Annotated in this window: 27 protein-coding genes; 5 read left to right on the forward strand and 22 right to left on the reverse strand. The window is 66.2% G+C overall.

Features of this window, described 5'->3' with window-relative positions; genetic code table 11:
- Position 1: 1 nt before the first annotated feature.
- From AAHM44_RS00370 to AAHM44_RS00475, 22 genes are all read right to left on the reverse strand, one after another.
- On the reverse strand, positions 2 to 1273 hold the full coding sequence (locus AAHM44_RS00370; protein ID WP_342248616.1) for a phage portal protein: 1272 nt from the start codon (positions 1271 to 1273) through the stop codon (positions 2 to 4).
- Positions 1273 to 3036: a terminase large subunit gene (locus AAHM44_RS00375; RefSeq protein ID WP_342248617.1), complete on the reverse strand. Its 1764-nt coding sequence runs from the start codon at positions 3034 to 3036 to the stop codon at positions 1273 to 1275. The genes AAHM44_RS00370 and AAHM44_RS00375 overlap by 1 nt, the downstream gene beginning before the upstream one ends.
- 49 nt (positions 3037 to 3085) lie before the next feature.
- A complete protein-coding gene (locus tag AAHM44_RS00380) occupies positions 3086 to 3562 on the reverse strand; it encodes a hypothetical protein (protein WP_342248618.1) in 477 nt (158 codons plus the stop codon).
- Between the two features lie 74 nt (positions 3563 to 3636).
- Positions 3637 to 3966 (reverse strand): hypothetical protein, encoded by a 330-nt coding sequence (locus AAHM44_RS00385; RefSeq protein WP_342248619.1) that lies wholly within the window; start codon positions 3964 to 3966, stop codon positions 3637 to 3639.
- Between the two features lie 155 nt (positions 3967 to 4121).
- Complete coding sequence (locus tag AAHM44_RS00390) at positions 4122 to 4649, reverse strand: hypothetical protein (protein WP_342248620.1); 528 nt, start codon at positions 4647 to 4649, stop codon at positions 4122 to 4124.
- A 264-nt stretch (positions 4650 to 4913) separates the two neighbouring features.
- Entirely contained in the window at positions 4914 to 8132 is a 3219-nt protein-coding gene (dnaG, locus tag AAHM44_RS00395) for a DNA primase (RefSeq protein WP_342248621.1), read from the reverse strand.
- A 117-nt stretch (positions 8133 to 8249) separates the two neighbouring features.
- Positions 8250 to 8504: a hypothetical protein gene (locus AAHM44_RS00400; RefSeq protein WP_342248622.1), complete on the reverse strand. Its 255-nt coding sequence runs from the start codon at positions 8502 to 8504 to the stop codon at positions 8250 to 8252.
- Positions 8501 to 9196 (reverse strand): hypothetical protein, encoded by a 696-nt coding sequence (locus tag AAHM44_RS00405; RefSeq protein ID WP_342248623.1) that lies wholly within the window; start codon positions 9194 to 9196, stop codon positions 8501 to 8503. The genes AAHM44_RS00400 and AAHM44_RS00405 overlap by 4 nt, the downstream gene beginning before the upstream one ends.
- Positions 9193 to 10047: a DNA adenine methylase gene (locus AAHM44_RS00410; RefSeq protein ID WP_342248624.1), complete on the reverse strand. Its 855-nt coding sequence runs from the start codon at positions 10045 to 10047 to the stop codon at positions 9193 to 9195. Before AAHM44_RS00410 ends, AAHM44_RS00405 begins: the two co-directional genes overlap by 4 nt.
- 50 nt (positions 10048 to 10097) lie before the next feature.
- A complete protein-coding gene (locus AAHM44_RS00415) occupies positions 10098 to 10829 on the reverse strand; it encodes a hypothetical protein (RefSeq protein WP_342248625.1) in 732 nt (243 codons plus the stop codon).
- The gene (locus AAHM44_RS00420; RefSeq protein WP_342248626.1) at positions 10826 to 10987 is read right to left on the reverse strand and encodes a hypothetical protein; all 162 of its coding nucleotides are present in this window, start codon (positions 10985 to 10987) and stop codon (positions 10826 to 10828) included. Before AAHM44_RS00420 ends, AAHM44_RS00415 begins: the two co-directional genes overlap by 4 nt.
- On the reverse strand, positions 10984 to 12135 hold the full coding sequence (locus AAHM44_RS00425) for a PcfJ domain-containing protein (protein ID WP_342248627.1): 1152 nt from the start codon (positions 12133 to 12135) through the stop codon (positions 10984 to 10986). Before AAHM44_RS00425 ends, AAHM44_RS00420 begins: the two co-directional genes overlap by 4 nt.
- On the reverse strand, positions 12116 to 12388 hold the full coding sequence (locus AAHM44_RS00430; RefSeq protein WP_342248628.1) for a hypothetical protein: 273 nt from the start codon (positions 12386 to 12388) through the stop codon (positions 12116 to 12118). The genes AAHM44_RS00425 and AAHM44_RS00430 overlap by 20 nt, the downstream gene beginning before the upstream one ends.
- On the reverse strand, positions 12385 to 12768 hold the full coding sequence (locus AAHM44_RS00435; protein WP_342248629.1) for a Rieske 2Fe-2S domain-containing protein: 384 nt from the start codon (positions 12766 to 12768) through the stop codon (positions 12385 to 12387). Before AAHM44_RS00435 ends, AAHM44_RS00430 begins: the two co-directional genes overlap by 4 nt.
- Complete coding sequence (locus tag AAHM44_RS00440; RefSeq protein ID WP_342248630.1) at positions 12765 to 13226, reverse strand: hypothetical protein; 462 nt, start codon at positions 13224 to 13226, stop codon at positions 12765 to 12767. The genes AAHM44_RS00435 and AAHM44_RS00440 overlap by 4 nt, the downstream gene beginning before the upstream one ends.
- Positions 13227 to 13443: 217 nt before the next feature.
- Positions 13444 to 13638, reverse strand: a complete 195-nt coding sequence (locus AAHM44_RS00445; RefSeq protein ID WP_342248631.1) for a conjugal transfer protein TraR — start codon at positions 13636 to 13638, stop codon at positions 13444 to 13446.
- Complete coding sequence (locus tag AAHM44_RS00450) at positions 13631 to 13804, reverse strand: hypothetical protein (RefSeq protein WP_342248632.1); 174 nt, start codon at positions 13802 to 13804, stop codon at positions 13631 to 13633. Before AAHM44_RS00450 ends, AAHM44_RS00445 begins: the two co-directional genes overlap by 8 nt.
- Entirely contained in the window at positions 13801 to 14124 is a 324-nt protein-coding gene (locus AAHM44_RS00455) for a hypothetical protein (RefSeq protein ID WP_342248633.1), read from the reverse strand. The genes AAHM44_RS00450 and AAHM44_RS00455 overlap by 4 nt, the downstream gene beginning before the upstream one ends.
- Positions 14124 to 14645 (reverse strand): hypothetical protein, encoded by a 522-nt coding sequence (locus tag AAHM44_RS00460; RefSeq protein ID WP_342248634.1) that lies wholly within the window; start codon positions 14643 to 14645, stop codon positions 14124 to 14126. The genes AAHM44_RS00455 and AAHM44_RS00460 overlap by 1 nt, the downstream gene beginning before the upstream one ends.
- A 240-nt stretch (positions 14646 to 14885) precedes the next feature.
- The gene (locus tag AAHM44_RS00465; RefSeq protein WP_342248635.1) at positions 14886 to 15281 is read right to left on the reverse strand and encodes a hypothetical protein; all 396 of its coding nucleotides are present in this window, start codon (positions 15279 to 15281) and stop codon (positions 14886 to 14888) included.
- Positions 15281 to 15748, reverse strand: coding sequence for a hypothetical protein (locus tag AAHM44_RS00470; protein ID WP_342248636.1), 468 nt, complete (start codon positions 15746 to 15748; stop codon positions 15281 to 15283). The genes AAHM44_RS00465 and AAHM44_RS00470 overlap by 1 nt, the downstream gene beginning before the upstream one ends.
- Positions 15745 to 16041, reverse strand: a complete 297-nt coding sequence (locus AAHM44_RS00475; RefSeq protein ID WP_342248637.1) for a hypothetical protein — start codon at positions 16039 to 16041, stop codon at positions 15745 to 15747. Before AAHM44_RS00475 ends, AAHM44_RS00470 begins: the two co-directional genes overlap by 4 nt.
- On the opposite strand from AAHM44_RS00475, the gene AAHM44_RS00480 reads away from it, so the two are divergent.
- From AAHM44_RS00480 to AAHM44_RS00500, 5 genes are all read left to right on the forward strand, one after another.
- Positions 16040 to 16864: a S24 family peptidase gene (locus AAHM44_RS00480; protein WP_342248638.1), complete on the forward strand. Its 825-nt coding sequence runs from the start codon at positions 16040 to 16042 to the stop codon at positions 16862 to 16864. The two genes, AAHM44_RS00475 and AAHM44_RS00480, sit on opposite strands and share 2 nt — an antisense overlap.
- A gap of 83 nt (positions 16865 to 16947) precedes the next feature.
- Entirely contained in the window at positions 16948 to 17574 is a 627-nt protein-coding gene (locus AAHM44_RS00485) for a hypothetical protein (RefSeq protein WP_342248639.1), read from the forward strand.
- Between the two features lie 130 nt (positions 17575 to 17704).
- Positions 17705 to 17890 carry a hypothetical protein gene (locus tag AAHM44_RS00490; RefSeq protein WP_342248640.1) on the forward strand — a complete coding sequence of 62 codons (186 nt, stop codon included), beginning with the start codon at positions 17705 to 17707 and terminating at the stop codon, positions 17888 to 17890.
- Between the two features lie 73 nt (positions 17891 to 17963).
- Positions 17964 to 20225 carry a DNA cytosine methyltransferase gene (locus AAHM44_RS00495; RefSeq protein WP_342248641.1) on the forward strand — a complete coding sequence of 754 codons (2262 nt, stop codon included), beginning with the start codon at positions 17964 to 17966 and terminating at the stop codon, positions 20223 to 20225.
- Positions 20222 to 20767 (forward strand): hypothetical protein, encoded by a 546-nt coding sequence (locus tag AAHM44_RS00500; protein ID WP_342248642.1) that lies wholly within the window; start codon positions 20222 to 20224, stop codon positions 20765 to 20767. Before AAHM44_RS00495 ends, AAHM44_RS00500 begins: the two co-directional genes overlap by 4 nt.
- The last annotated feature ends 5 nt before the right edge of the window (positions 20768 to 20772 follow it).

Genomic DNA, 20772 nt, shown 5'->3' on the forward strand with positions numbered 1-20772 from the left:
CTCAATTCACCTTGTCTTGCGGGGCGGTCTCTCCGCCCATCGCCGTGTCGGCCGCGCGGTTGCTTCCGAGCGGGGTTCGGGGATCGTCTGCCCACTCTTCCTCGATACGCGGCTCGTTGAACCACTTGGTGCGGATCGTGTTGACGGACAGGATCGATCCGGTGCGCGCCAGCACGGCGTTCTTCCACTGCGTTGAGCTGTCGCCACGTAGCAGCGCGTCAAAATTCAGCCCCGCCCTCACGCCCTGTGCGCGAATGTCCGGCGGCAGAAGTCTTACTGTGATCGCCTGTTCGATCCGTCGACCATACGGACGGGCGCAGTACTTCACGAAGTCGATCGCGCCCTGCTCACTGCTCGTCTTGCCGGCATCATCCTCGCCGATCATGAACTTCGGGATGCGCCAATAGCGCGCCAATTCGAGCGTCCGCTGCTTGATCAGCTCTGCCAATTGAGCATCGACGTTGGACGATCCGACGTCTTTGAACGTCAGCCCCTGCTCAAGAACCGCGATCTTTCCGCCCTTCCACTGAAGGATCCCGTCGCGCACCCGAGACAACGCAGGCTCGTCCAGCTTCTGTTCGGTGCTCAGAAAACCGCCAGGCCGGCGGCTATTCCGAAAATAGGTGCGGGCACCAACTTCCAGCGCAAGCTGGAAATCGATCGAGCCTTTTGCCATCTTCCACGGGACGAGCGGCTTGGCGCAGCTGTCAGCCAATCCGGCGAACCAGAAGAGGTCGGCCGGGCCCAGCGTACGGGTGCGATTGTCATCCCCGGTGTAGCGAACGGTGAGCGACCGGTCCTTCCACTCCTCGGCTGTTCTCCGCGGATCGAGCGGCCAGATTTCGACGCCATCGAACGTGGCAACCGGCTCGGCGAAGGCGGCACCGCGCAGGCAACCCGCGAAAACCATAGCTGGCCAGAATTCTGCTGCCGTCTGCAGGTGGTTCGGCTCTAGCGTCAGCACATCCTCGAGCGGAAAGTGCACCGGATTGTGATCACGATCGAGGAAGTCGATCGGCAGATTGCCGACGCCCTCCGCGATGACAGAGCAGCAATAGAACAGCGCCGACACGCGCGCTGCCGTCTCGGCGCTGTTAGCCTCAGCCGGCAGGGCAGCAATAATGTCCCAGACATCATCGCCCCAGAAACGGCCATCGGTGATATTGGTGGGTTCCGGGCGGGCCGCCATGGGAGCGAGCCTCCCGGGCATCGCATCCACCGCATGGATGTTGCCCGTGCGATATGCATCGCCGGACATCAGGGCACCTGCCATCAGATCACCAACATCTCACGTTCGGAGTAGACGGAACCTTCCGCTTGTCCGGCCACCGGGTTTTCGATCAGCAGCATGGTCGCATTCAGCATCGCCATGAACGGATCGATTTTCGCCGAACCGGCGCTGCTCTTCACGATCATCACCGATTGCCTGCCCTGTTCTTCCTTCGCGTTGCTCACGCACCACGCCATCATCGGCGACGCGCTGTGCACCACGCCGCCATGTTTCAGCTTCCGTGCAAGGCCGACGATCGCCGGCTGCAGACGAAATCCCTGCCCCACCGGAATGACGTGCCAAGGGGCTTCGTTGGCGACGAAATCCACTTTGGCCAGTTCATCGACCAGGAAGGACACGCCACACGCATCCAGGCCGATGCACCGGCTATCGGGCATCTTTCCGCTCGCCCGAACCTGTTCGATAATGTCCACGATATCGCGGATGTCCTGAGGCACCGCGAAGTCGTTCCCCTCACTATCTTCAGTTTCAGCTAGCGGCAGGTCCTGGCACAAGACCAAGTCGCCCTGAGCTTCGAAATCTCGTAGCAGCGCCACGATCTGCTTGCGCCGCTTGAGCACGTCGGGCCACGCCCACGCCTTGCACCAGTACAGCCAGCGGCTCGTAGCTTTCTCGCGACCAGCGACGCAAAGGCCATAGAGATCGTCGAGGCCCCCACCATCAGCACCGACAACGGCGACTTCACAGCGATCAAGCAGGGCCTCCAACGTGAGCGTCGGATCGCCCGCGGCTTCCCAATAGTCTGCCCCACGCCAGCGATCCCGTCGAAGTCGAAGACCGATCTCCACATTGAGATACTTCGCCAACACCACTTGGAAAGTTTCGGCCTCGCCACTTTCCTCGTCGACCTCCTCTTCGCCATTCGCCGCGCGGCGGAGCTTTCGCTCGATAAACTGCTGCGAAACAGACCTGCCCAGATGAGGGTTTGTGACGTAGAAATTCTCCGGCTTCAGATAGGCGCCGGCCTCGATCATCGCCTCTGGCCACTCATAGAGCATGCCAAAACTCTGCGGGTCAGCTATCCGCCCGTCGCGAACGTCCCGAAAGTATTCCAGCTTTTCCTTGAACACTCCTGCCGGGGGCTCATTGCTGTGCGTCGTCAGGTAAACCACGAAGCCTTCGGGTCGCGAGGCCAGCCCGCCGGTCGCCTCTTCCAGCATGTCCGCCGCGTTTGCCCGCTTGCCGAACAACCAAAGCTCATCGACCAGGACAAAACCTGACTGCGATCCGCCCGCCGTGTTCGTGTCGGCTGCGATCACCTTCAACTCGGCATTCGTCACCAGGTGGCGAATGGTCCGCACGTTATCGATCACGCGCAGCAAGGCGCCAAGCTTCGGATCAGCTCGGACCATCGCCGATGCCGGACGAAAGCTATTGCCCGCCACCTTCTGGGTGGGGGCGAGGATCGTCAGCTCGGCCTCGTGGCGCCAGTTGATGATCAGCGCCGTCACCATAATGCCCGCCGCGATCGTAGACTTGGCGTTCTTCTTGCTGATCAGCAGCAGGAACTCATTGATCAGCCGGTTGCCGGATTTGGCGTCATAGGCACCAAAGATGGCCTGGACGAAGTCGAACACGAACTGGTCGCACGCCTCGCCGAACGTCGCCCAGCTGCGCTGGTCATCCTTCGTCTTCGGCGTTGCACGAGGAACGCCGACCATCTGCAGGGACTTGAACACCGCAAGTCCATGCGCGGCTTGGTCAGGGAAGAGCGGATCAAAGGGCACCAGCGACTGCCGGTTCACGATCCTATCTTCCCAATCGGGGCACGCGGTTGACCACTCCATGCCCGCCTCAGTGCTGCGTCGGCCCCGACTGTGGCTCGTACAATCCCTGCACCGCCGCCGCAGTCACCCGCGCTTGCTCCTTCTTGCCCATCTTCCCGCGCTTCGGCGCCTCCGTGGGTACCGGGACAGACATGGCCGCTGCAACATCGCGGCGGACAATCTTCTCGATCATCTTCGCGAGTTCCTTCTCGGCAGTGACGTTGCCCTTTTCTGCCTGGTCGTTCAGCCGTTCGAGCTGCCGTAGCTCCATCTTTGAGCGGGCGATCCCGGCGAGCTTCACTTCCTTAAAATAAACCTTGCGGAACGTAGGCTCGGACACCCCGATCAATTTTGCCACCTCAGGCACCCTGCGCCCAAGCACGAAGGCCAGAAGCGCGCGGTTTGAGTTTTCGCGTGTCCAGATGTGGGGCCGCCTCCCGCGGCCTTCACGGGGCGGCTGAACAAGGTCGCCGAACAGGTTCGTGACCAAATTCTCATCAGCCATTAAAAAAATCCCTGAGTGCGGGGGACGGCGGTCAGGTAGCTCGCGGCCCTATGGACTTTTCACCCCCCCCGGGGTCAGGCTCCGCCTGACCGGACCCGCTCCGCCCTCGCCGCCGCCGTCTTCGCATTGTGGTGGGCAGCGCACAGCCACTCCGCGCCTTCGAAGGGCGGGAAGTCCGGCCCGCCATCGCGGCGCTCGACGATGTGGTCGAGGATCAGCCGGTGCGTCGAACCGCAGCGCGCGCACCAGAGCGCACCCTTCTGCTCACGCGTCCACGCCGCATGGCGCCTGCGATAGTTCGCCCACTCGGCTGACTGATAGAAGCCCTCGGCACGCTTGGGCGGCGCCTTGAGCCTCGCCGGCATCGCGCCCAACCTGCTCGGCATCGCCTTCAATCGAGCCATGCATATGATCCACAACGGCGAAGGGCGGCGTGACCGAAGCCGCGCCGCCCTTCGCAAGGATTAGGAGAGGATGCCGAGGGAAGCGGAAAGGTTGAACGCTCACCCCAACGTACAAAGAAATAAGCCCGAAGAGGTCCGGAAACGAACAAGAATATTTAGGTCCGGAATGATTCCGGGTCTTGACACGTCCGATTTGAGATTTCTGCCGTTTTTCGCGCCTTCATCTCCAGATTGACCCTGCGAGTCAGCGCCCCAAGCGCCCGGACATAGCGCATGCGCAGCCCGTCCGGGCCGATGCTCGCCCCCATTGGCCGCACCAGATCACCCCATGGCACCCGGCCTTCGCCATCGGCCAGCGCCTCAATCGCCAGCACTATGATGCGCCTATCGGTATCGTCCGGCACCAGCATCAACCACTCAAGCCGCTCCCGCATGCGGGCCACCTCGACCTTGCTCAGCGGCATGCGCGGCATCCGGGCGGGCGACTTGTCGCCACCGGTATAGGCGTCGCGGTTGCGCCGGCTGATAAGGTGCCACGGGCCATCCGACGCAAAAGGGAAGCGCCCACGCGCGGCATAGCGGCGATAGAGCTCGACGGCCTCGACCAATGCCTCCCGCACATCATCGAACGACATGAAGCCGCCCGCGATGCGCTCAAGCCGGGGATCGACTGCTTCGACCACCTCCCTTCCATAAACGGAAGCGTCCTCGCAAACCCTTCCGCTCCCTGCTTGCCTGTAACTCATTGTACTACCTCTATTCTCTTTACCACATGGAACCATTGGAAGGATTGGAATGATGTTCATGCCATTGTGCGCGCACGCCCGCGCCCACGCCTGCACCCGCACTACTTTCGCGACAAAGCTTCCAATCCTTCCAAAGCCGCAGAAATCCGCGCCTTTTCCCTTCCGCTGACCCTTCCGGCACCCTTCCATGTGGAAGGATCGTCAGGGTACGATATCGTCCCAGCCCGGCAGCGGGCCGTCGTCGGCCTCGGGCGGCGGGCGCACATGATCGCCCTCGCCCGGCGCCAGGGCGTCGAGCGTCTTCACCTTGCCGTCCTCGGTCACGAAGTCGCTCGCCTGCCGGATCATCCTGATCCCGAGCCAGTGCATGCCGTTCGACGCCTTGCTCGCGAGGCCCTTGGCCTTGAGTGCCTGGCTAAAGCCCTTCTGCGTCCACTCGCGCTCGCCGGCGGCCTTCGCCCACCCGCAGAACGTGTTGTAGAGCACCGACGATTGCACGCGGCCGTCAGGGTCGGTGACGACGCAGGTGTTGAGGAAGCTGGTCAGCGGGTCGCTGTCCTGCTTGTAGTCGGCCGAGGCGAGTTGGACGCTCTCCGGCTCGACAAAGCCGTGATCGAGATAGTCGAGCAGGCCGCCGACCATCCATGCCAGGATGCCCGGATATTCGCCCTTGAGCTTGTCTGGCAGCGTATGGTCGCGCTCTTCGCGGGTGAGGTGTTGTTCCCATGGAACCACCTTCACGCGCCGCCAGATGCCCGCCGTGCCCTGCGGAATTGCGGGCAGGTCGTTGCACCACAGCGTGAACTTGAAGCTCGGCACGAACCGGAAGAAGCTGCGGAAATTGTCGCGGGCGAGCATGGGATCACCGCCCGTCACGCTGTTGATCAGCGGCTCGTTGATTTTCGCGCCCTTGGGCGGCTCGCCGGCGGTGAGGAAGCGCACGCCGGGCAGGCGCACGATATCCGGCGTCGCCGCGTCGCCGCGCTTCTTCGGCCCTTCGTCGAGGAAGGTCTCCACATTGGTGGTGTCGCCATAGTCGCCCGCAGCATCGCGACAGGCATTGCCCACCGTCGACTTGCCGTTCGCGGCGAGCGGGCCGTACCAGATATGGAATATCTGCTCGCCCATGTCGCCGGTCAGGTTGTAGCCCAGCCACTGGCGGATATAGCGCCGCCGCGCCGTATCCGGCTGCGCCCAACGCACCGTCTTGAGGTAGATCGGTGCCTCGGCATCGGCGTGATATTCGCACGCCGTCACCTTGGTCAGCCGATCGTCGCGATCATGCGGCCGCAGCTCCACCCATGCCGCCTTGTCACCCTGCCGCTTGTGGAAGCGCAGCGTGCCGTTCAGGCAGTTGAGCACCATCGGATCGGTGTCGAAGGTCGACAACTCCACCGTGACCCAGCGCTTGGCCAGGTTGGCGATGCACATCAGCTTGCCGGCGCCCTCGGAAGTCAGCGCCCACGCCGCCAGCGCGGCCGATAGCCGCTGCGGCTTCTTCCCCGTCTTGATCCATGCATCCATCGCGCCGAGCGGCGGTGGCGTCTCGATCGCGAGCGGATCGGCATCCTCGTCGGGCAGTGCCCCCGTATCCTCGACGAAGCGCCCCTCGCCACCGATCGCGCGCACGGTGAGGAACACGCTCGCCATCACCTCGGCGGGCAGCACGTCTTTCTCCTGGTTGAGCACGCGATATCGCCGCCCATCCCAGCCCAACCAGCCCTTGGCCGTAGTGTAGAGGTAGTCGCGGCCGAATCGCGCGTTCCAGCGCTCGGCATTGCCCATGTCGGTGCGCGGGAAGCCGGCGCATCGCATGTCGAGCAGCAGCAGCTCCGGATCGAAGCCGCGCGCATGGCCGGCCTCGAACGACTTGGTCAGCTCGTCGGGCTCGACGCCGACCATCGCGTCGCGCAGCTCGCCCATCGCGCGATCGGCCGCATCCTCGGCGATCATGCCGGCGCCGGTGCGGCGGCCGAGCTGCCACGCCCAATTCCCGGCCGCATCCGCGCTGGCCGATGCATGGGCAATGGTCCGCGCCAACCATGCCGCGCTCACGCTCCTGAGCCGCGCCTGCTCCACCTCCGGCAGGTCGGAGATATCGCGCACCCTTCCATCTGGAACCATTTCCGCGAAGGAAACCCCCAGGGGCGGCGGGGGGAATTGCGCGTCGAAGCGGCTTCGCCAATCCGCGAGATAAAGGTTCCGCGTCTCCGCATCGGCGATCCGTGCCGCCTGCTCGGCGAGGCGTGCCCACAGCGCCGCGCGGCCCTCGGGACTGGCCCGATCCGCCTCGGCGAGCATCGTCTCCCACAGCCACGCCGACATCGGCTTCGCGGTCGCGAGCACCGCCTCGATCGCGGCGCGGCCGCTCTCGGCATCGTCGGCCTTCCGGATCAGGCTGTCCGGGTCTTCGTCCGAAGGAAGGATCGCGATTTTCAGGCTGCGGCCCGGCCCCACGGCGGGGAGGGCGCGCTCGCAGGCCCGCAGCGCGGCGGCCTTGCCGGCGGCGTCGCCGTCGAGCAGCAGGATCGGGCATTCGTTCACGCGCCATGCGCGCTCGAGGTGGCGCTCGGTGATCGCCGTGCCCATCGGCGCCGCCGTCTCGGCGACGCCCACCTGGTCCATTGCGATCGTGTCGATCTGGCCCTCGACCAGGACGAGCCGGCGCGCCGCGCGCGCGGCCGCAGCGGCGCGGTGCAGGTTGAACAGCACCTCGCCCTTGTGGAAGTGATCGGCCTCGACGCTGTTCTTGTACTTCGGCTCGCTGCCGTCCGCCGATCGTCCCGCGAAGCCGATCGCGCGGCCGCGGGCATCGTGGATCGGGATCATGATCCGCTGGCGGAAGAAATCGCGCCACAGGCCGGCATCGCGGCCTTCCTGCGCCTCGAGCATCAGCCCGGCCTTGGCGAGTTCCGCCGGCGGGACGCCGCAGCCCGAGACAGAAAGGCGCGGCGGCGCATAGCCCAGCCCGAACTTCGCGATCGACGCGTCGGTAATTCCGCGCGCGTGCAGCTGCTCGAGGATCTTCGGCGCCTGCCCGAGCTGGCCCGCGAACCACTTCGCGGCCGCGTCAATCACCTGGTCGACGCGCGCGCGATCGTCCTCGCGCCGCGCATCCTCGGGCGATCGTGCCGGCACTTCGATGCCGACCGACCCGGCCAGCTCGCGCACGGCGTCTATGAAGCCGAGCCCGCGCCCGTCCATAAGCCAGCGGATCGCGTCGCCATGCGCCCCGCAGCCGTGGCAATGGTAGAAGCCCTTTTCGTCGACCACGGTGAAGCTCGGCGTCTTCTCCTGGTGGAACGGGCAGCACGCCTTGAACTCGCGCCCAGCCTTGTCGAGCTTCAGCGTCTTGCCGATCACCGATGACAGGATGACGCGCGATTTGAGATCGTCGAGGAACTGTTGAGATAGCGCCACGCCCTACGGCTCCCGCTTCAGGCGGGCGCCGAGGCGCGGTGCGGTGGTATTTGGCGACACGTAATCCCCCCGAGAGTCACGGGCTAAAACAGAAGTTCGGCATTGGGAGCTGGCGGCTCAGCTTGGCGGCTCGCCCGCCCTAAATCTGCGCATCACCGCCACGAGCGCCCGTCGAAGGTCGAAATCCTCGGCGGCGTCATCGTCGTCGTCGAGGTGGTAGGCCGCGACGCTTTCAGCATCGGGAAAGCCGCACTGGCGGCATTCGTCGGGCAGCGACTCTTGGTCGGCGTCGGCCCGTGCGACCAGAAAGCCGCAGGAGCCGCACCAAAAGCCGTCTTCATTGGCATCCCAAAGGTCACTGCCGCCGCTCACGGCGCAGTCACCTCTTCACGAGCGCGCCAGCCGGCCTCGGTGTCGCCGAGGCGCATGTCCATCAGCTCTTCGCTCTCCGGAAAGAGATGCGCGTCGTTGACGATCATGCGGTAGAAGGTCGCCCACCACTCGCGAACGGCAGGGTCGTTGTGCTTGTAGCCGATGATCTGCGCGGCATGCATCAGATGCAGCTGGAAGTGGTGCGGCATTTCGTCGACGTGCCGGAGATAGACCTCCCGCATGTGGTCGAACTGCTCCTGCGGATCGCCGGGCACCACGTTGCCGCGCCAATAGAAGCCGCTGCCCACCGACCCGCAATATTGCTGCGCATGTTCCGGAGTGAACGGCCCGGTGAAGCTGCCGCCGCCAGGGCAGAAAGGCGTCGCGAACACATTGCGTTCGAACGCGCCGAACAGCACGCACCGGCGATACCAGCGCATGATCACCTTGATCGGATGATCCTTGCGCAGGCCGTCCGGCGCGCGAACGGCCGCGATCAACACCGACTGCTGCATGAAGGGCAGCGCGACCACCCACGGCTGAAGCACGCTCTGCGAGCGGGTCGGCGTGGTGGCTAAGCGAGACGCCGCGTCCCTGCAGGCGTCACGAAGGTCGAGATCGCCGGAGCCTTCAAGCAGGTTCGCCGCCTCACGAAGCTCAACGGAAATGTCTCTCGAATCGATATCGGTCATGCAGCGGCTCCGAAAAGAGGGCCTGCCTCGAGCTGGTCGACGGCAAGCGGGTTGATCCAGAGCACCTCGAGGCGCTCGGCGTTACGATGGGCGCGCGCCCGCGTGGTGACCCGGCGCCAGCCCCGCAGGGCGTCGTCATAGAGCGGGCTGTCGTAGCCGGAGATCAGCACCATGCTCCGCGAGGCGCGTGCAGCGTCGAGCAGCTCGACATGATCCTCGAGGCGCATTTCGCACGCATAGGTGTGATAGCCCTCGGCCTGCTTTGCCTTGTCGCTGCGCGTCTCGGGCAGGTACGGCGGGTCGAGATAGACCAGCACCTTGGGATCATCCCAATAGGCGACCAGGTCGAGCGCCGGGCGATTGTCGAGGCTGACTCCCCGAAGCCGGTCGATGATCGCCGAAAGCGCGATCGGGAAGTCCGCCCACTCGCCGGCGACACGCGTTCCGCCCGTCTTGCCGTCGCTCCTGAAGCCGGCCGCGCGGTCGACGCGCGTCCCGCGCGTGCCATGTCCCATGTGCGAGCGGACCAGCAGCCGGCGGGCACGCTCGACCGGATCGTCGGACGGCAGATGCGCGGCGAGGTATTCGGCGCGCGCGTAGGGTGTCAGCGCGACCTGTCGCACCAGCTCCGCACCTGCAGGCGACCGTAGCACCGCGAACAGGTTCACGAGTTCGCCGTCGATATCGTTATAGACTTCGGTCCGGCACCGATCTTTCTGGAGCAGCACAGCGGCCGCCCCGCCGCACGGCTCGACATATATGTCGTGCGCGGGGAAGTGCCCAATCACCCAAGGGGCAAGGCGCCATTTGCTGCCGAGATAGCGCAGCAGGGGACGGTGAGGACCGCTCACGCTTGCCCCCCCCCCAGCGTTGTCGCTGGCGACGATCGAGAGCGGCCGCATCATGCCAGCCCCTCGAACATGCCGCCGGGCGCCGCAACGGCGGTCGGATAGACGGGATAGTCGCCGGCGCGCTCGAGGCGGCGCCGGCACGGCGCGATCCAGCGCGCGCGGGTGTCGCCATCGCCATCCTTCAGCCAGACGAGCCAGGTATAGGCGGTGGCGGTGGAAGCCTTGGTGCCGGGCTTCTCGGCGAACGGATCGACCTTGCCGGCCTGCACCAGCCGCCCGCGCAGGATCACGACGCGCTCGACGAAGTGCAGCTCGAAATCGGGCGGCCGCTTCGAATAGAGGCTGTGATACCGGTTCTCGCCCTCAATGAAGGCGCAGCGGACGAACATGGCCACGGCCACACGCGCCCGGCCGAGCGCGACCAGGATAAAATCGTCGCCGAGGTTGAACGGCGGGTTGCCGACGACGAGGTCGACCATCGGCTCGGTATGACCGGTGGTAACGAAGTCGATCAGCTCCGGTTCGTCGGCAAGCGACCAGTCGGGATAGCGCATGACGTCGCTCGCGCGGACGCTGGCCAGCTGCTCGCGCAGCGGCATGACCATGTAGCCGCGATTGCAGCACGGCTCCCAGCCTTCCAGCTCGGCCAAGGGCAGACCGAGCGAGGCGAGGAACTCGAGCAGCGCCCGCGTTGCCCACGGCGGCGTGGGGAAGTCGTCGAGGCTGTCCATCGCCTCGGTCCGCTGCTGCATGACGGCGGGGGAGCGGTTCTGGCCGTTCATGCCGGAAGCTCCTGAAGCGCATGGGCATAGTCTTCGCAGCCGGCAACTCGGGCGGCCGCGTCGAGCGCTCGCGCGTGCTGAATGCCGTTCTCGCGCTTGATGCGCTTGGCCAGCTTTTTCAGGCCCCGGATCGTGGTTGGCACGGGTACGAGGATCATTCAGCTTCCTCCCCCGGAAGGTCGGCCGCATCATCCTCGGCGGGCAGGTTGACCGAGACTTCATGCCCAGCGGCCTCGCCGAGGAACTTGCCAAGCGCGCGCATTACCTCGGCCTTGGGCTTGGCGTTCTGCGGGCCTTTGACCTGGACGGCAGTGAAGTCGACGAGCTGCGCGGTGGCGAGGCGCTGGCCGTCGCGGCGGATCGAATAGAAGCGGTGCCCGGCCGACAGCTCGGCATGATAGCCGCCGACGCAATGCCGCATGCGGCGCCCTTCCTCGCGCAGCTCGAGCACGGATCGCAGCGCGACGAAGTCCAGGCCCGCGACGTTCGCCTCAAGGGGGAAGGGCGCGAAGTCGAACAGCTTGTCGGGCGAGAAGCCGAGCCGCGTGTTCTCGGCCGCCTCGGCCGCATGCTCGCGGTGCCAGGTGGTCGACCGCTCCCGTGCCTGGAGCCAGCTCCACCGCGGATTGAACGGGCGCCCCGGCGAGACGAGGAAATCGACCATGTCGCCGGCGTCGTCGACCTGCTCGCCGGCTGCGATGGCACGCGCCAGCGCCGGTGCCGCCCATGCGAATCGCTCGACATAGGCATCGCGGCCCATCGCGCGCATCTGCACGCGGCTGCGCGCGCGATCGTCGAACGCCTCGATCGCGCCCATCCAATGCGATTGCGCCATGCGCTCTTCGGGGATCGCCTGCGCCAGCTCCGATGGGCTGAGCATCAACGCCAGCCGGTCAAGGAACAGGTTCGCGCGCCGGCTGTCGATCTCGCAGGCGTGCAGTTGCCGCATGGGCAGCGGTAGCCCGAACTCGCGCATCAGCGTCTTGAGCTTCGTGCCCTTCCGGATCAGCGGGCCGAACCGATAGGCGAGCATCTGCGTGCGCGCCGCAGGAAGCTTCTTGCCGGCATCGGCGCGCCCCCGCACGCCCAACACCAACACCGGCGCCTGCTCGAGATAGGAGAGCGCGTGCTCGTGCATAACGGCCAGCAGCATCGCGAGCGGGTGCAGCGTCTTGTCGGGAAAGAGGTCGCACGCGGCCGTGGCCTGGCGCTCGACCCAGCCCTCGTTGACCACGAGGCCCGAGCGCGCCAGCTGCGGCATCATCCACGACAGGGCAGTGTACTTGTCACCCATCGCGGCGTTCACCGCGATTGAGCATGCCGAGCACGTTCGCGATGTGCTTGGCGTATGTCGCACCCGACATATAGTATTCGACCATCGGACCCTTGCGCTTCCGATAGCTGATCACTTCCTTTTCCCGCATCTGCTCGCGCACGGCCAACAGCACTATGCGGAGCGCCGCGCGCTGCTCTCGATCGAGCGATCGGAGCGCTTCAACCGCCGCCGGAAGACCCAGGATAGGATTGCGCACTTCGCGCCGAGACGAACGATCCGTCACGCCGCGACCTGCACGATCAGCCCATGCAGCGGGCAGGTGACCGTCCCGTCTTCAGCGACCACCATGTTCGAGAGGTCGGCCCGCCGATGCGGGCAAAGCTTGCGGCCATCGGGGCGGGCGATAGGTGCGCACTTGCCGAAGCGCTCGCGGAGCGCCTGGACCTGGTCAGTGTCGCCATCGATGTGCAGGCCAATGGCGCAGCTCTCGGCAAAGGCAGCGACCTGCCGATTGACGAGGTCCGCATCGCTAGTCGTCATTCGACCAGCCTGCACAGCAATCGAGACGCCGGCGCGATGCCGCGCGACATGCGCAAGCATCCCCGAACGCTCGGCAACGATCGTCTCGTTGCGCACGTCATCATGGGTGCGGCGACGGCTCACTCCGACGGCTCCGCCGCAATAACCTCGCCATTGCGCTGCTCGGTGAACCGCCAGGTGACGATATCGCTTTCACGCTCGCCAATGAACGAAGCCAGGGCGGCGTTCAGTGCTGCCGCCAGATCCTCGTGCGACAGATCGCCTTGGAACCCGTCCTCTCCAAAGCGGTCGCCGTTCTGCTCGGCAAACCGGTCGAACACTGCATCAAGCAGGCGATCGTCCGGCTCAAAAAGGTCGGTGATGAACGCACCGTCCTGCGTCGCTTCGACGATATGAATCGTCGCCTCCGATCCGAACTCGGCCCGCGCAGCAAGGATCACGGCGTCACGCGTGGCCTCATTGACGGTGTAGACTTCCGGCTTCCCCCAGTCCCCGGCACGAGGACCGCTGACCAGCTTTTCCATTTCGCCCGCCCACCAGCTCCACCGGCGGCCATCGCTGTTCTCGGCCGCATCAGTCATCGGAGCACCCGATCGAGATCCTGACCGCACTGCCCGCAACAGCCGTAAGCCACCGTGTCTGGATAGAGCGCATCGAAATACGCGCGGTGGCGTTCTCGCCACTTGCGAGCATAGCCGAGCCCTGCGAGGCGATCGTCGCCTTCCAGTCGATGGGCGCGAAGCGGCGGGCGTTCACGCCCCCCCGCCAGCTGGAGCACCTTCGATCTTACGGCCATGGTCAGCGCCTCCCAGGGATACGGGGTTTCGGTTCGCGGCACGGCGCGCAGCGGCCGCCGACCAGGCGCGGACTGTCGTCGCCGCATTCTTCGCATTCGCCAGCCACGCCGGCGGGCACGGGCTTGCGCGCGATGCGGATCGCGTCAGCCAGCATGGTCGCTTCATAGTGCTGCGCGAGATCGACCTGATCAGCCACGGGCAGTCTCCGGGGCGCTGCCACCGCGCGGCTTCATCTCGACGAAGCCCGGCGCGAGTTGCTTCAGGCAGGTCGCGCAGATCGGCTCGCCCGCCCTTTCGTCGCGCCGCCGCAGGCTGGCGATCGCCAGCCCGCCGCATTCGCAACGCTTCCCATCGGCACTCATGCTGCCTGCCTTTCGCTAGTGGACCAGATGCCATCGTCGGACGGCTCAAGATCGACGGGCTCGGCCTTGGCGGAGCCCTCTGCGGCCGCACCCCGCTCCGCGATCTCGAGCGATTCCAGGAAGGCCAGTTCAGCCCGCAGCTTCGCGATCAGCGCCGGGCGATACCGGGCGCGCTGCTGCTCACGGTAGATCAGCAGGCCCAGCCGCTCGCTTTCCTCATGGGTGAGCGGCCGACGCACCGAGAGTTCGTTGAGCGCGACCATCTCGGCGAGCTGATCGGCAACGGACTGCTGCGAGCGGGCGCGGACGATAGCGGCCATCACCGCGCCTCCGCCGTGCACTTGCCGGTCTCCAGGTCGGTGATCACCAGCGGCAGCAACGGCCCACGATTGACCCAGCGGATCACGCCGAGCCCGGCCAGCCGCTCGCGCCGATAGCGCACGGCGTCGGCGTTCTTTAGCTGCAGCCGCCGGGCCGCGCTGGCGTCCCCCGGCCAGGCGCTGCCTGCCGCGATCACGGCGCGGATCTCGCCCAGCACGCGCCGATCGAGGATATCGAGCACCTCGACATCGACTGGCGCGGGGACGAATCCGATCGCCAGCCGCTCCGCGACGAAGTCGAACAGCCTCGTGCCCGGTACGCGTGGCTGGAAGGTGGTGATCCGCTTTTGCGCGACCAGCCGCGCTGCCAGCAGGAACGTCGGATGCGCGCGCAGCGGCTCCGGCCCGCGGGCATAGGGCAGTCGATCGCCTTCGCCGGCCTGGTCAACCCAGGCCTCGAAGGCGTCCGCCGCGATCGGGATCGTCAGCGGCCCCACCTGGAAGCGAACAGCCTCAGCCACGAAAGGCACTCCGCAGTTCGGATTGGTGTGCCGGCGAGGCACAGTGGGCGGAGGGGGGTGCTTGCTGCGCCTCGCCGGACGCGCGCTCGCTCTCAGTGCGACCCGAGGGGGAGCGCGCGGGTAACTCTTCGCGGCACTGCGCGCGCAGTGCCGGGGTCTGTTCGATATGGGCCAGCCATGCGCCGGGATGGCTCCCGCCGTTCGCCGCATCGTCGATGAATACGGTCCCCCCGCGCATGGTCAGGCGCCTGCCTGATGCGCGCGGAAGCTGAGCGCGCTGAATACCGCCTCCACGCGCCGGGCTGAGTCCGCTACGCGGACGATATCCCTCGCCAGCATGACCGGGGCCTTAGGCGTGGGCGCGCGGAAGCCGAAGGGCGCGTCGCGCCACCGCTTCGGCGTATTCTGATAGAAGTGGTTATACGTGATGCGGCCATTGCTCCAGACGAAGATCTTCGAGCCCATGGAAGCGCCGGGCGTCAGGTCGCCGGCAAGCAGCCGCTCGACCGAGTTCGGGCCGAGCTTCACTTCCAGCTCGGCATACTTCATCCGGGGATCGGGCGCGGTGCCGATCACCCATGCGATGCGATGGGCGCCGCAATTCGGCACGGCACCGCGAAGGTCCATCAGCGCCATCAGGCGTCTCCCGCCATTGCTTGAAGTTGCCGGTCGAGCGCGGCGAGCACGGCCATTGCCTCGGCCACCTGCACGCGCGCCGCGGCGATCTCGTGCCGTTCATTCTTCTCGTCGGCGACCATCCCGCAGATGGCCTGCGTCACATCGGCCGCTTCACCGGCAAGGCGACCGACCGAGCCGATCAGGTCCTCTCGGCCCGGCGGCGTAGACGGAAGCGCCACGAACACGCCGCCCATTGCGAGGCAGAGCGCGCGTGTGACGTGGGGCCAGCCCTCACGATCGCGTGCGAGAGGCTCCAGGTCGGCGACCACGTCGATTGCGACATAGCGATCCGGGCAGCTGATGCTCTGCGCCTCGCCCAGCACGCTCTTGCCGACGCGGCAGAAGCCGGCAGCTGCCTCGAGCCCGCCGACGCCCTTGATCATTTCGGCCGTAGCGACCTTGAGGCTGATGCGCTCCGGCTTCATGCGGCGCCTGCCGGGGCGGAAATTTTCGCGATCTTTCCGGATGACCCGGCGCCCGCGTCGGCCGTAACGGTGTCGACATGATCGGCGCCGGCCTTCTCCGCATCCTTGCTCGCCATGAACTTGGCGATGCGGCGAAGCTTGATCAGGCCGGGGAGGCGCTGACCTGCGCGGAGATCGGAGAGGACGTTGGGATCGCCGACCGCATCGCGCCCAAAACGGGTCTCGGCCATGTCATGGCGCGCGATGAACGTCTCGATCTTGCTGACCAGCTCTTCGGGCGAGGGGATGTCCATGGTCGGCGTTGATATGTTGGCGGACGCTAACAATGCAAGCAAAAAGAGTTGGCAAAGGCTAACAGCGAATTTTTCCGATGTGTCAGCTATTGCCGACAACATGGAAAGAGACCCCCTATCGCTTTACGAGCGCCTGTTGGCGGTGAAGCCGGTCGGCTTGTCAGAGAACGGGTGGGCTACCCGCGCCCAACTCAATCGCAGCATCTTTGCCAATATCCGCACGCGAGGCGCGGCAAACCACAAGACGATCGAGAAGCTCCTCTCCGCGATCGGGGTAACGTTCGCCGAGTTTGAGGCCGGCTCTCGCGCTGAGGAAAAGGAGCCCTCGCCCGCCTCAGTGCAGGCCCCGCGCCTCGCCTTCCGCGGGGATGATCGCCCGCGCGATGTGCCAGTCATGGGAACTGCAGAATGCGCCGACCTGGAGTTCACCGGGGAAGATGCAAGCGTGTGGGTTGAGACGATGATGCTCGACAACGAAGTCGTCGATCACGTTCGCCGACCGGCTTCGCTCGACAACCGCCGTGACGTGTACGCGATCTACTTCACTGGCACGTCGCTCGAGCCCCGCTATGAGCCTGGCGAAGTGGCGTATGTCGACCCAAAGCGAACACCTAAGGCGAGGGAATACGTGGTTGTGCAGCTGCGCAAGCCGGAGGATGACGGAGAGCGCATTTACAAGGTGCTGGCGAAGCGTCTGGTCAAGGCCACGTCTTCATACATCGAACTTGAACAGTTCAACCCGTCGATCTCTTTCCGGGTCGATCGGAAGGACGTAGCTCACATGCACCGGATCATCCCCTGGGAGGAACTGGTCGCCTTCTAAGGCTTTCAGCTTTTGCCAACAATGTGATTGACTGTTAGCATATGCTAACATTATGCAGGCCTCCGAACTGATCGGAGGCAAGCATGTCGTCACATCCGGAAACCACCATCACCGCACTGCTCAATGCGCACGTGTTGGCAGAGCTTGATCGCGAGCCCCTCAGCACCGCGCAGGTCGTCGGTCGCCTTGGCTTCCTCGCCACGCCCGAGCTCAAGCGCGAGATCGAAAGCCTGTTGGCCCGCGCCGGTTTCGAGCGCCGCGAGACGACGCTGCTCGATGACGGCGACGTCCCCTTCAAGGTCTACCGTTGGCATGCAGGCGCATCCCGGCGACGGCTTCACCAGGGGCAGGCCTATGTAGGCCAGCCAAACCCGGGCGCCTCCATTCCGCTGCCCAGTGCGCCGCCATCCCCGGCCTCTCCCTATGGCAAGTGCGCATGCGGCAAGCCGGCCGATGCGATGGTCCGGCAGATCTTTCAGCAGCCGCAGCCCGCTTGCGCAGCCTGCGCGGCGAGGCTCGGCGTGCATGGCGTGATCCCCCTGCACCTGCTCAACGAGTTGCCCGACACTTTCCGCATAGAGCATGCGATGCGCGTGCTGAACTACGGCGGCACCGGTCTCGGCCTCGCCCGCACGCTCAGCGACTTCGGCTTCCATCGGCGGCGCGACGGCGATGGGTTCGTCTGGCAGCGCCCGCGCATCGCGGCATAGACCGATGCAGCGCCGCCGCTCCAAGCCGCGCCCGTGCTGCCGCCGCAAGGGCTGCAGCCGACCACGCCGCCGCGATGACACGTTCTGCGCCCGGTGCTGGGGGGCGGTCCCGAGCTGGATCAGGCAGGCCTTGGCCGCCGCCGGCCGTGCCCGCGACACCGCCAAGCAGACAGAACTTTGGATCAAGGCCAGCGACGCGGTGAAGTCCGCGATGCCGACCCATTCAACAACCCCTCCCCACACGGACAGCCAGCGCGCCTACGCGCGCACCGCCGAGATCCTGGGCGAGCACGACGAGATCGAGGCAGCAGAATGAACGATACGCGCGAATTTCGGCGTCTGTGTCAGGTCGCCGCTTCTCAGGCCGCCGCCATCGCGGAGAGCATGCTTTGAGCGCTCGCGCCGGCTTCACGTCCAACGAGATCGTATTCCGCCACGGCCATATGGCCTGCGGGATCGGTGTTTGCGCCAAGGGCGTCAACAAGGCGAACCCGCGCGTCGGGCCGCTGCGCGGCCGCTTCGAATGCGCGGGCGGTATCGACGTCGATCCCGGTGCCATCCGCAATTTCGAGCGCATGACAGGCGTCAAGGGCACCGTCATGGACCTGTTCGACGAGCAGCAATATCGCGAGTTCCATGGCATGGCGCCGCCGGCGGGATGGAGGGAAGCCACCCCTGCCGATATTCGGCGTGTGTTCGGCAGGCTCGACCTGCTGTTTGCGACCTATCCCTGCAAAGGCTTCTCCGGCCTGTTGTCGGCGGCGGCGGCCGACAGCGTAAAATACGAGGCGCTCAACCGCCTCACCAAGCGCGGGATGCACCTCACGCTCGAGGCGTATAAGGACGATCCCGTTGCGATCGTCGCGTTCGAGAATGTGCCGCGGATCGCCAGCAAGCGCGGCGCCAAGTTCCTCGCCGAGATCGACGCGATCTACACGGCCTATGGCTATGTGATCGCCGACGTCGAGGACTGCATCCACGATTGCGGCGAGCTCGGCGGCCTCGGCCAGAGCCGCAAGCGCTTTCTGCGCCTGTTCCGCCACCCGGCCAAGGTGCCGAACTTCATCTATCAGCCCGAGAAGAAGCGCCTGCGCGGCGTGGGCGAGATCATCGGCAAGCTGCCGCTGCCCGGCGACCCCGCCGCCGGCATCATGCACCGCGTCCCCGAGCTTCAGTGGAAGACGTGGGTGCGTCTCGCCTTCGTGCCGGCGGGCAAGGATTGGCGCGCTCTCAACGATCTCGCAGTGATCGACGGTCGACTCCGCGACTTCGGGATCATGCCCGACCAGGAGCTGCGCAACGGCGTCCTCGGCGTGATGGGTTGGGACGAGACCGCCGGCACGATCGTCGGCAACCAGCGCTCGCCGCTGCACGGCCGCCACAGTGTGGCCGATCCCCGGATCGAGTCGACGCTCGAAGGATCGGGCCGTCTCGGCGTCCGGGCTTGGGACGAGACCACAGGCACGGTCGCCGGCGCATCGCGCCCCGACAATGGCGCATTCAGCGTTGCTGACCCGCGCCCCGGCTATGGCGGCAACACGCACCACAACATTCTGTCCGTCACCCCGTTCGACGAGCCCAGCAAGACGGTGACCGGCGCTGCGCATGTGGCCGGCTCAGCCCTGAGCGTGGCCGACCCACGCGTCGACGGACACCCCAAGAGCGTGCAGCTCGGCGTCCGGCCGTGGGATCAGCCCGCACCCTGCATCAAGGGCGACGTTTCGGTCGGCGGCGGCCCCTACGCCGTCAGCGATCCCCGGATCGAGGGCAAGCCCCGCTTCAACAACGTCTTCCGGATCGTGCCGTTCAGCGAGCCCTCGCCGGCTGTGGCCGGCCCCGGCGGCCCAGCGGGCGGCCTTGCCGTCGCTGATCCGCGTTCGCCGGGCAGCTTCGGGGGCGCCGGCAAGTATCGCGTGACCGACATGGCCGAGCCCGCCGGCACGGTCATCGGCGGCAGCACCACGGGGCAGGGCGCCTTCGCGGTCGCCGATCCTCGGCCGACCCATGGCCAGGGCGCGCACCACAACAAGATGAAGGTGGTTGCCCATGACGCCCCGGCGCCGACCGTCACCGGTTCGGATCGCGTCGGATCGGGCGCGCTCTCGGTCGCAGACCCGCGCCCTATCGGCCTCTCTAATCCGGAGCGCAGCAGCTACCTTACGCAGGCGCATTACGGCGTGGTCGCGTGGGACGAGGCAACGGGCACGGTCCCCGGTCACGCCAAATATGATCGCGGCCGCTGGTCGGTTGCCGACCCTCGCGAGGCAGAGCCCGAGCCGATCGACGCACTGCCCGAGCCCAAGGATCGGCTTGTCGCTCGCATCATCGCGCGCGACGGCACCTGGCATCGTCCCTTCACCACGCTCGAGCTGGCCGCGCTCCAATCGCTCTTCGATCCGGAAGAGGTGTTCGACTTCGACCTTGAAGGCGGCTCGGACGCCACCAAGCGCGAATGGATCGGCAACGCCGTGCCGGCGCTCGCCGCAAAGGCGATGGCCGAAGAGATCGGCGAGGCCCTGCTGCTCGCCAGCCTCGGCGAGACGTTCACGCTCTCCAGCAAGGCGATTTGGGTATCGCCTGTGAAGATGGCGCTGGCGATCGACGGGCGCCAGGTCGCGCGCGATTGGGACGCCGAGGGGTGGAACGCGTGATCGTCAGTGCCTCCGAGAACGCCCCGCCGCACGACGAGGCAGCATGGCGCCGCGACTGCATCCGGCGGGACTGGCCGGGACTTGCAGCGGCCGCCGAGCACCTGCTTGCCGTGCGCCTGAAGGGCGATCCGGCGGCGGTGCAGGCCAAGCGGTTGACCCAGCTCGAGGCGCAGAACCGCGAAGCGACCATGCGCGACCTCGCGGCGATCTGGCAGGCCGTCGTCGACAAGCAGGACTTCCCGGAGCTGAGCGTCGGGCACGCCGCGATTTGGGCAGACCTCAAGGGTGCGGCCGCGTCATGGGCGAAGATCGCCGCCGGCCGTCCGGGCGATCAGGCAACCGCCGACCTGGTGACGCGGGTCGAAGCGCTTGCGTGGTATCACCAGCCGGTCACCGACCTCGGCACGCCGATGATCGTGCTGTGCCACCGGGTCAATCAACACTGGCGCCAGGTCCACGCCAGCCGCCCCGCCAAGCCGACGCCGGCCCCTGCGCCAGCCATGCCGCCCGCGCCGAAGCTGCGCCAGGAGGCGCTGTTCTGATGGCT

Source organism: Sphingomonas sp. OTU376, assembly GCF_038440415.1.
Lineage (GTDB): Bacteria > Pseudomonadota > Alphaproteobacteria > Sphingomonadales > Sphingomonadaceae > Sphingomonas > Sphingomonas kyeonggiensis_A.

Coding starts and splice junctions, on each gene's coding strand:
- AAHM44_RS00450 (WP_342248632.1), bottom strand. CDS start 13,804: ATGAGTGCCGATGGGAAGCGTTGCGAATGCGGCGGGCTGGCGATCGCC.
- AAHM44_RS00480 (WP_342248638.1), top strand. CDS start 16,040: ATGGTCGGCGTTGATATGTTGGCGGACGCTAACAATGCAAGCAAAAAG.
- AAHM44_RS00380 (WP_342248618.1), bottom strand. CDS start 3,562: ATGGCTGATGAGAATTTGGTCACGAACCTGTTCGGCGACCTTGTTCAG.
- AAHM44_RS00405 (WP_342248623.1), bottom strand. CDS start 9,196: ATGACCGATATCGATTCGAGAGACATTTCCGTTGAGCTTCGTGAGGCG.
- AAHM44_RS00485 (WP_342248639.1), top strand. CDS start 16,948: ATGTCGTCACATCCGGAAACCACCATCACCGCACTGCTCAATGCGCAC.
- AAHM44_RS00465 (WP_342248635.1), bottom strand. CDS start 15,281: ATGGCGCTGATGGACCTTCGCGGTGCCGTGCCGAATTGCGGCGCCCAT.
- AAHM44_RS00440 (WP_342248630.1), bottom strand. CDS start 13,226: ATGACTGATGCGGCCGAGAACAGCGATGGCCGCCGGTGGAGCTGGTGG.
- AAHM44_RS00455 (WP_342248633.1), bottom strand. CDS start 14,124: ATGGCCGCTATCGTCCGCGCCCGCTCGCAGCAGTCCGTTGCCGATCAG.
- AAHM44_RS00420 (WP_342248626.1), bottom strand. CDS start 10,987: ATGATCCTCGTACCCGTGCCAACCACGATCCGGGGCCTGAAAAAGCTG.
- AAHM44_RS00385 (WP_342248619.1), bottom strand. CDS start 3,966: ATGGCTCGATTGAAGGCGATGCCGAGCAGGTTGGGCGCGATGCCGGCG.
- AAHM44_RS00370 (WP_342248616.1), bottom strand. CDS start 1,273: ATGGCAGGTGCCCTGATGTCCGGCGATGCATATCGCACGGGCAACATC.
- AAHM44_RS00475 (WP_342248637.1), bottom strand. CDS start 16,041: ATGGACATCCCCTCGCCCGAAGAGCTGGTCAGCAAGATCGAGACGTTC.
- AAHM44_RS00470 (WP_342248636.1), bottom strand. CDS start 15,748: ATGAAGCCGGAGCGCATCAGCCTCAAGGTCGCTACGGCCGAAATGATC.
- AAHM44_RS00415 (WP_342248625.1), bottom strand. CDS start 10,829: ATGAACGGCCAGAACCGCTCCCCCGCCGTCATGCAGCAGCGGACCGAG.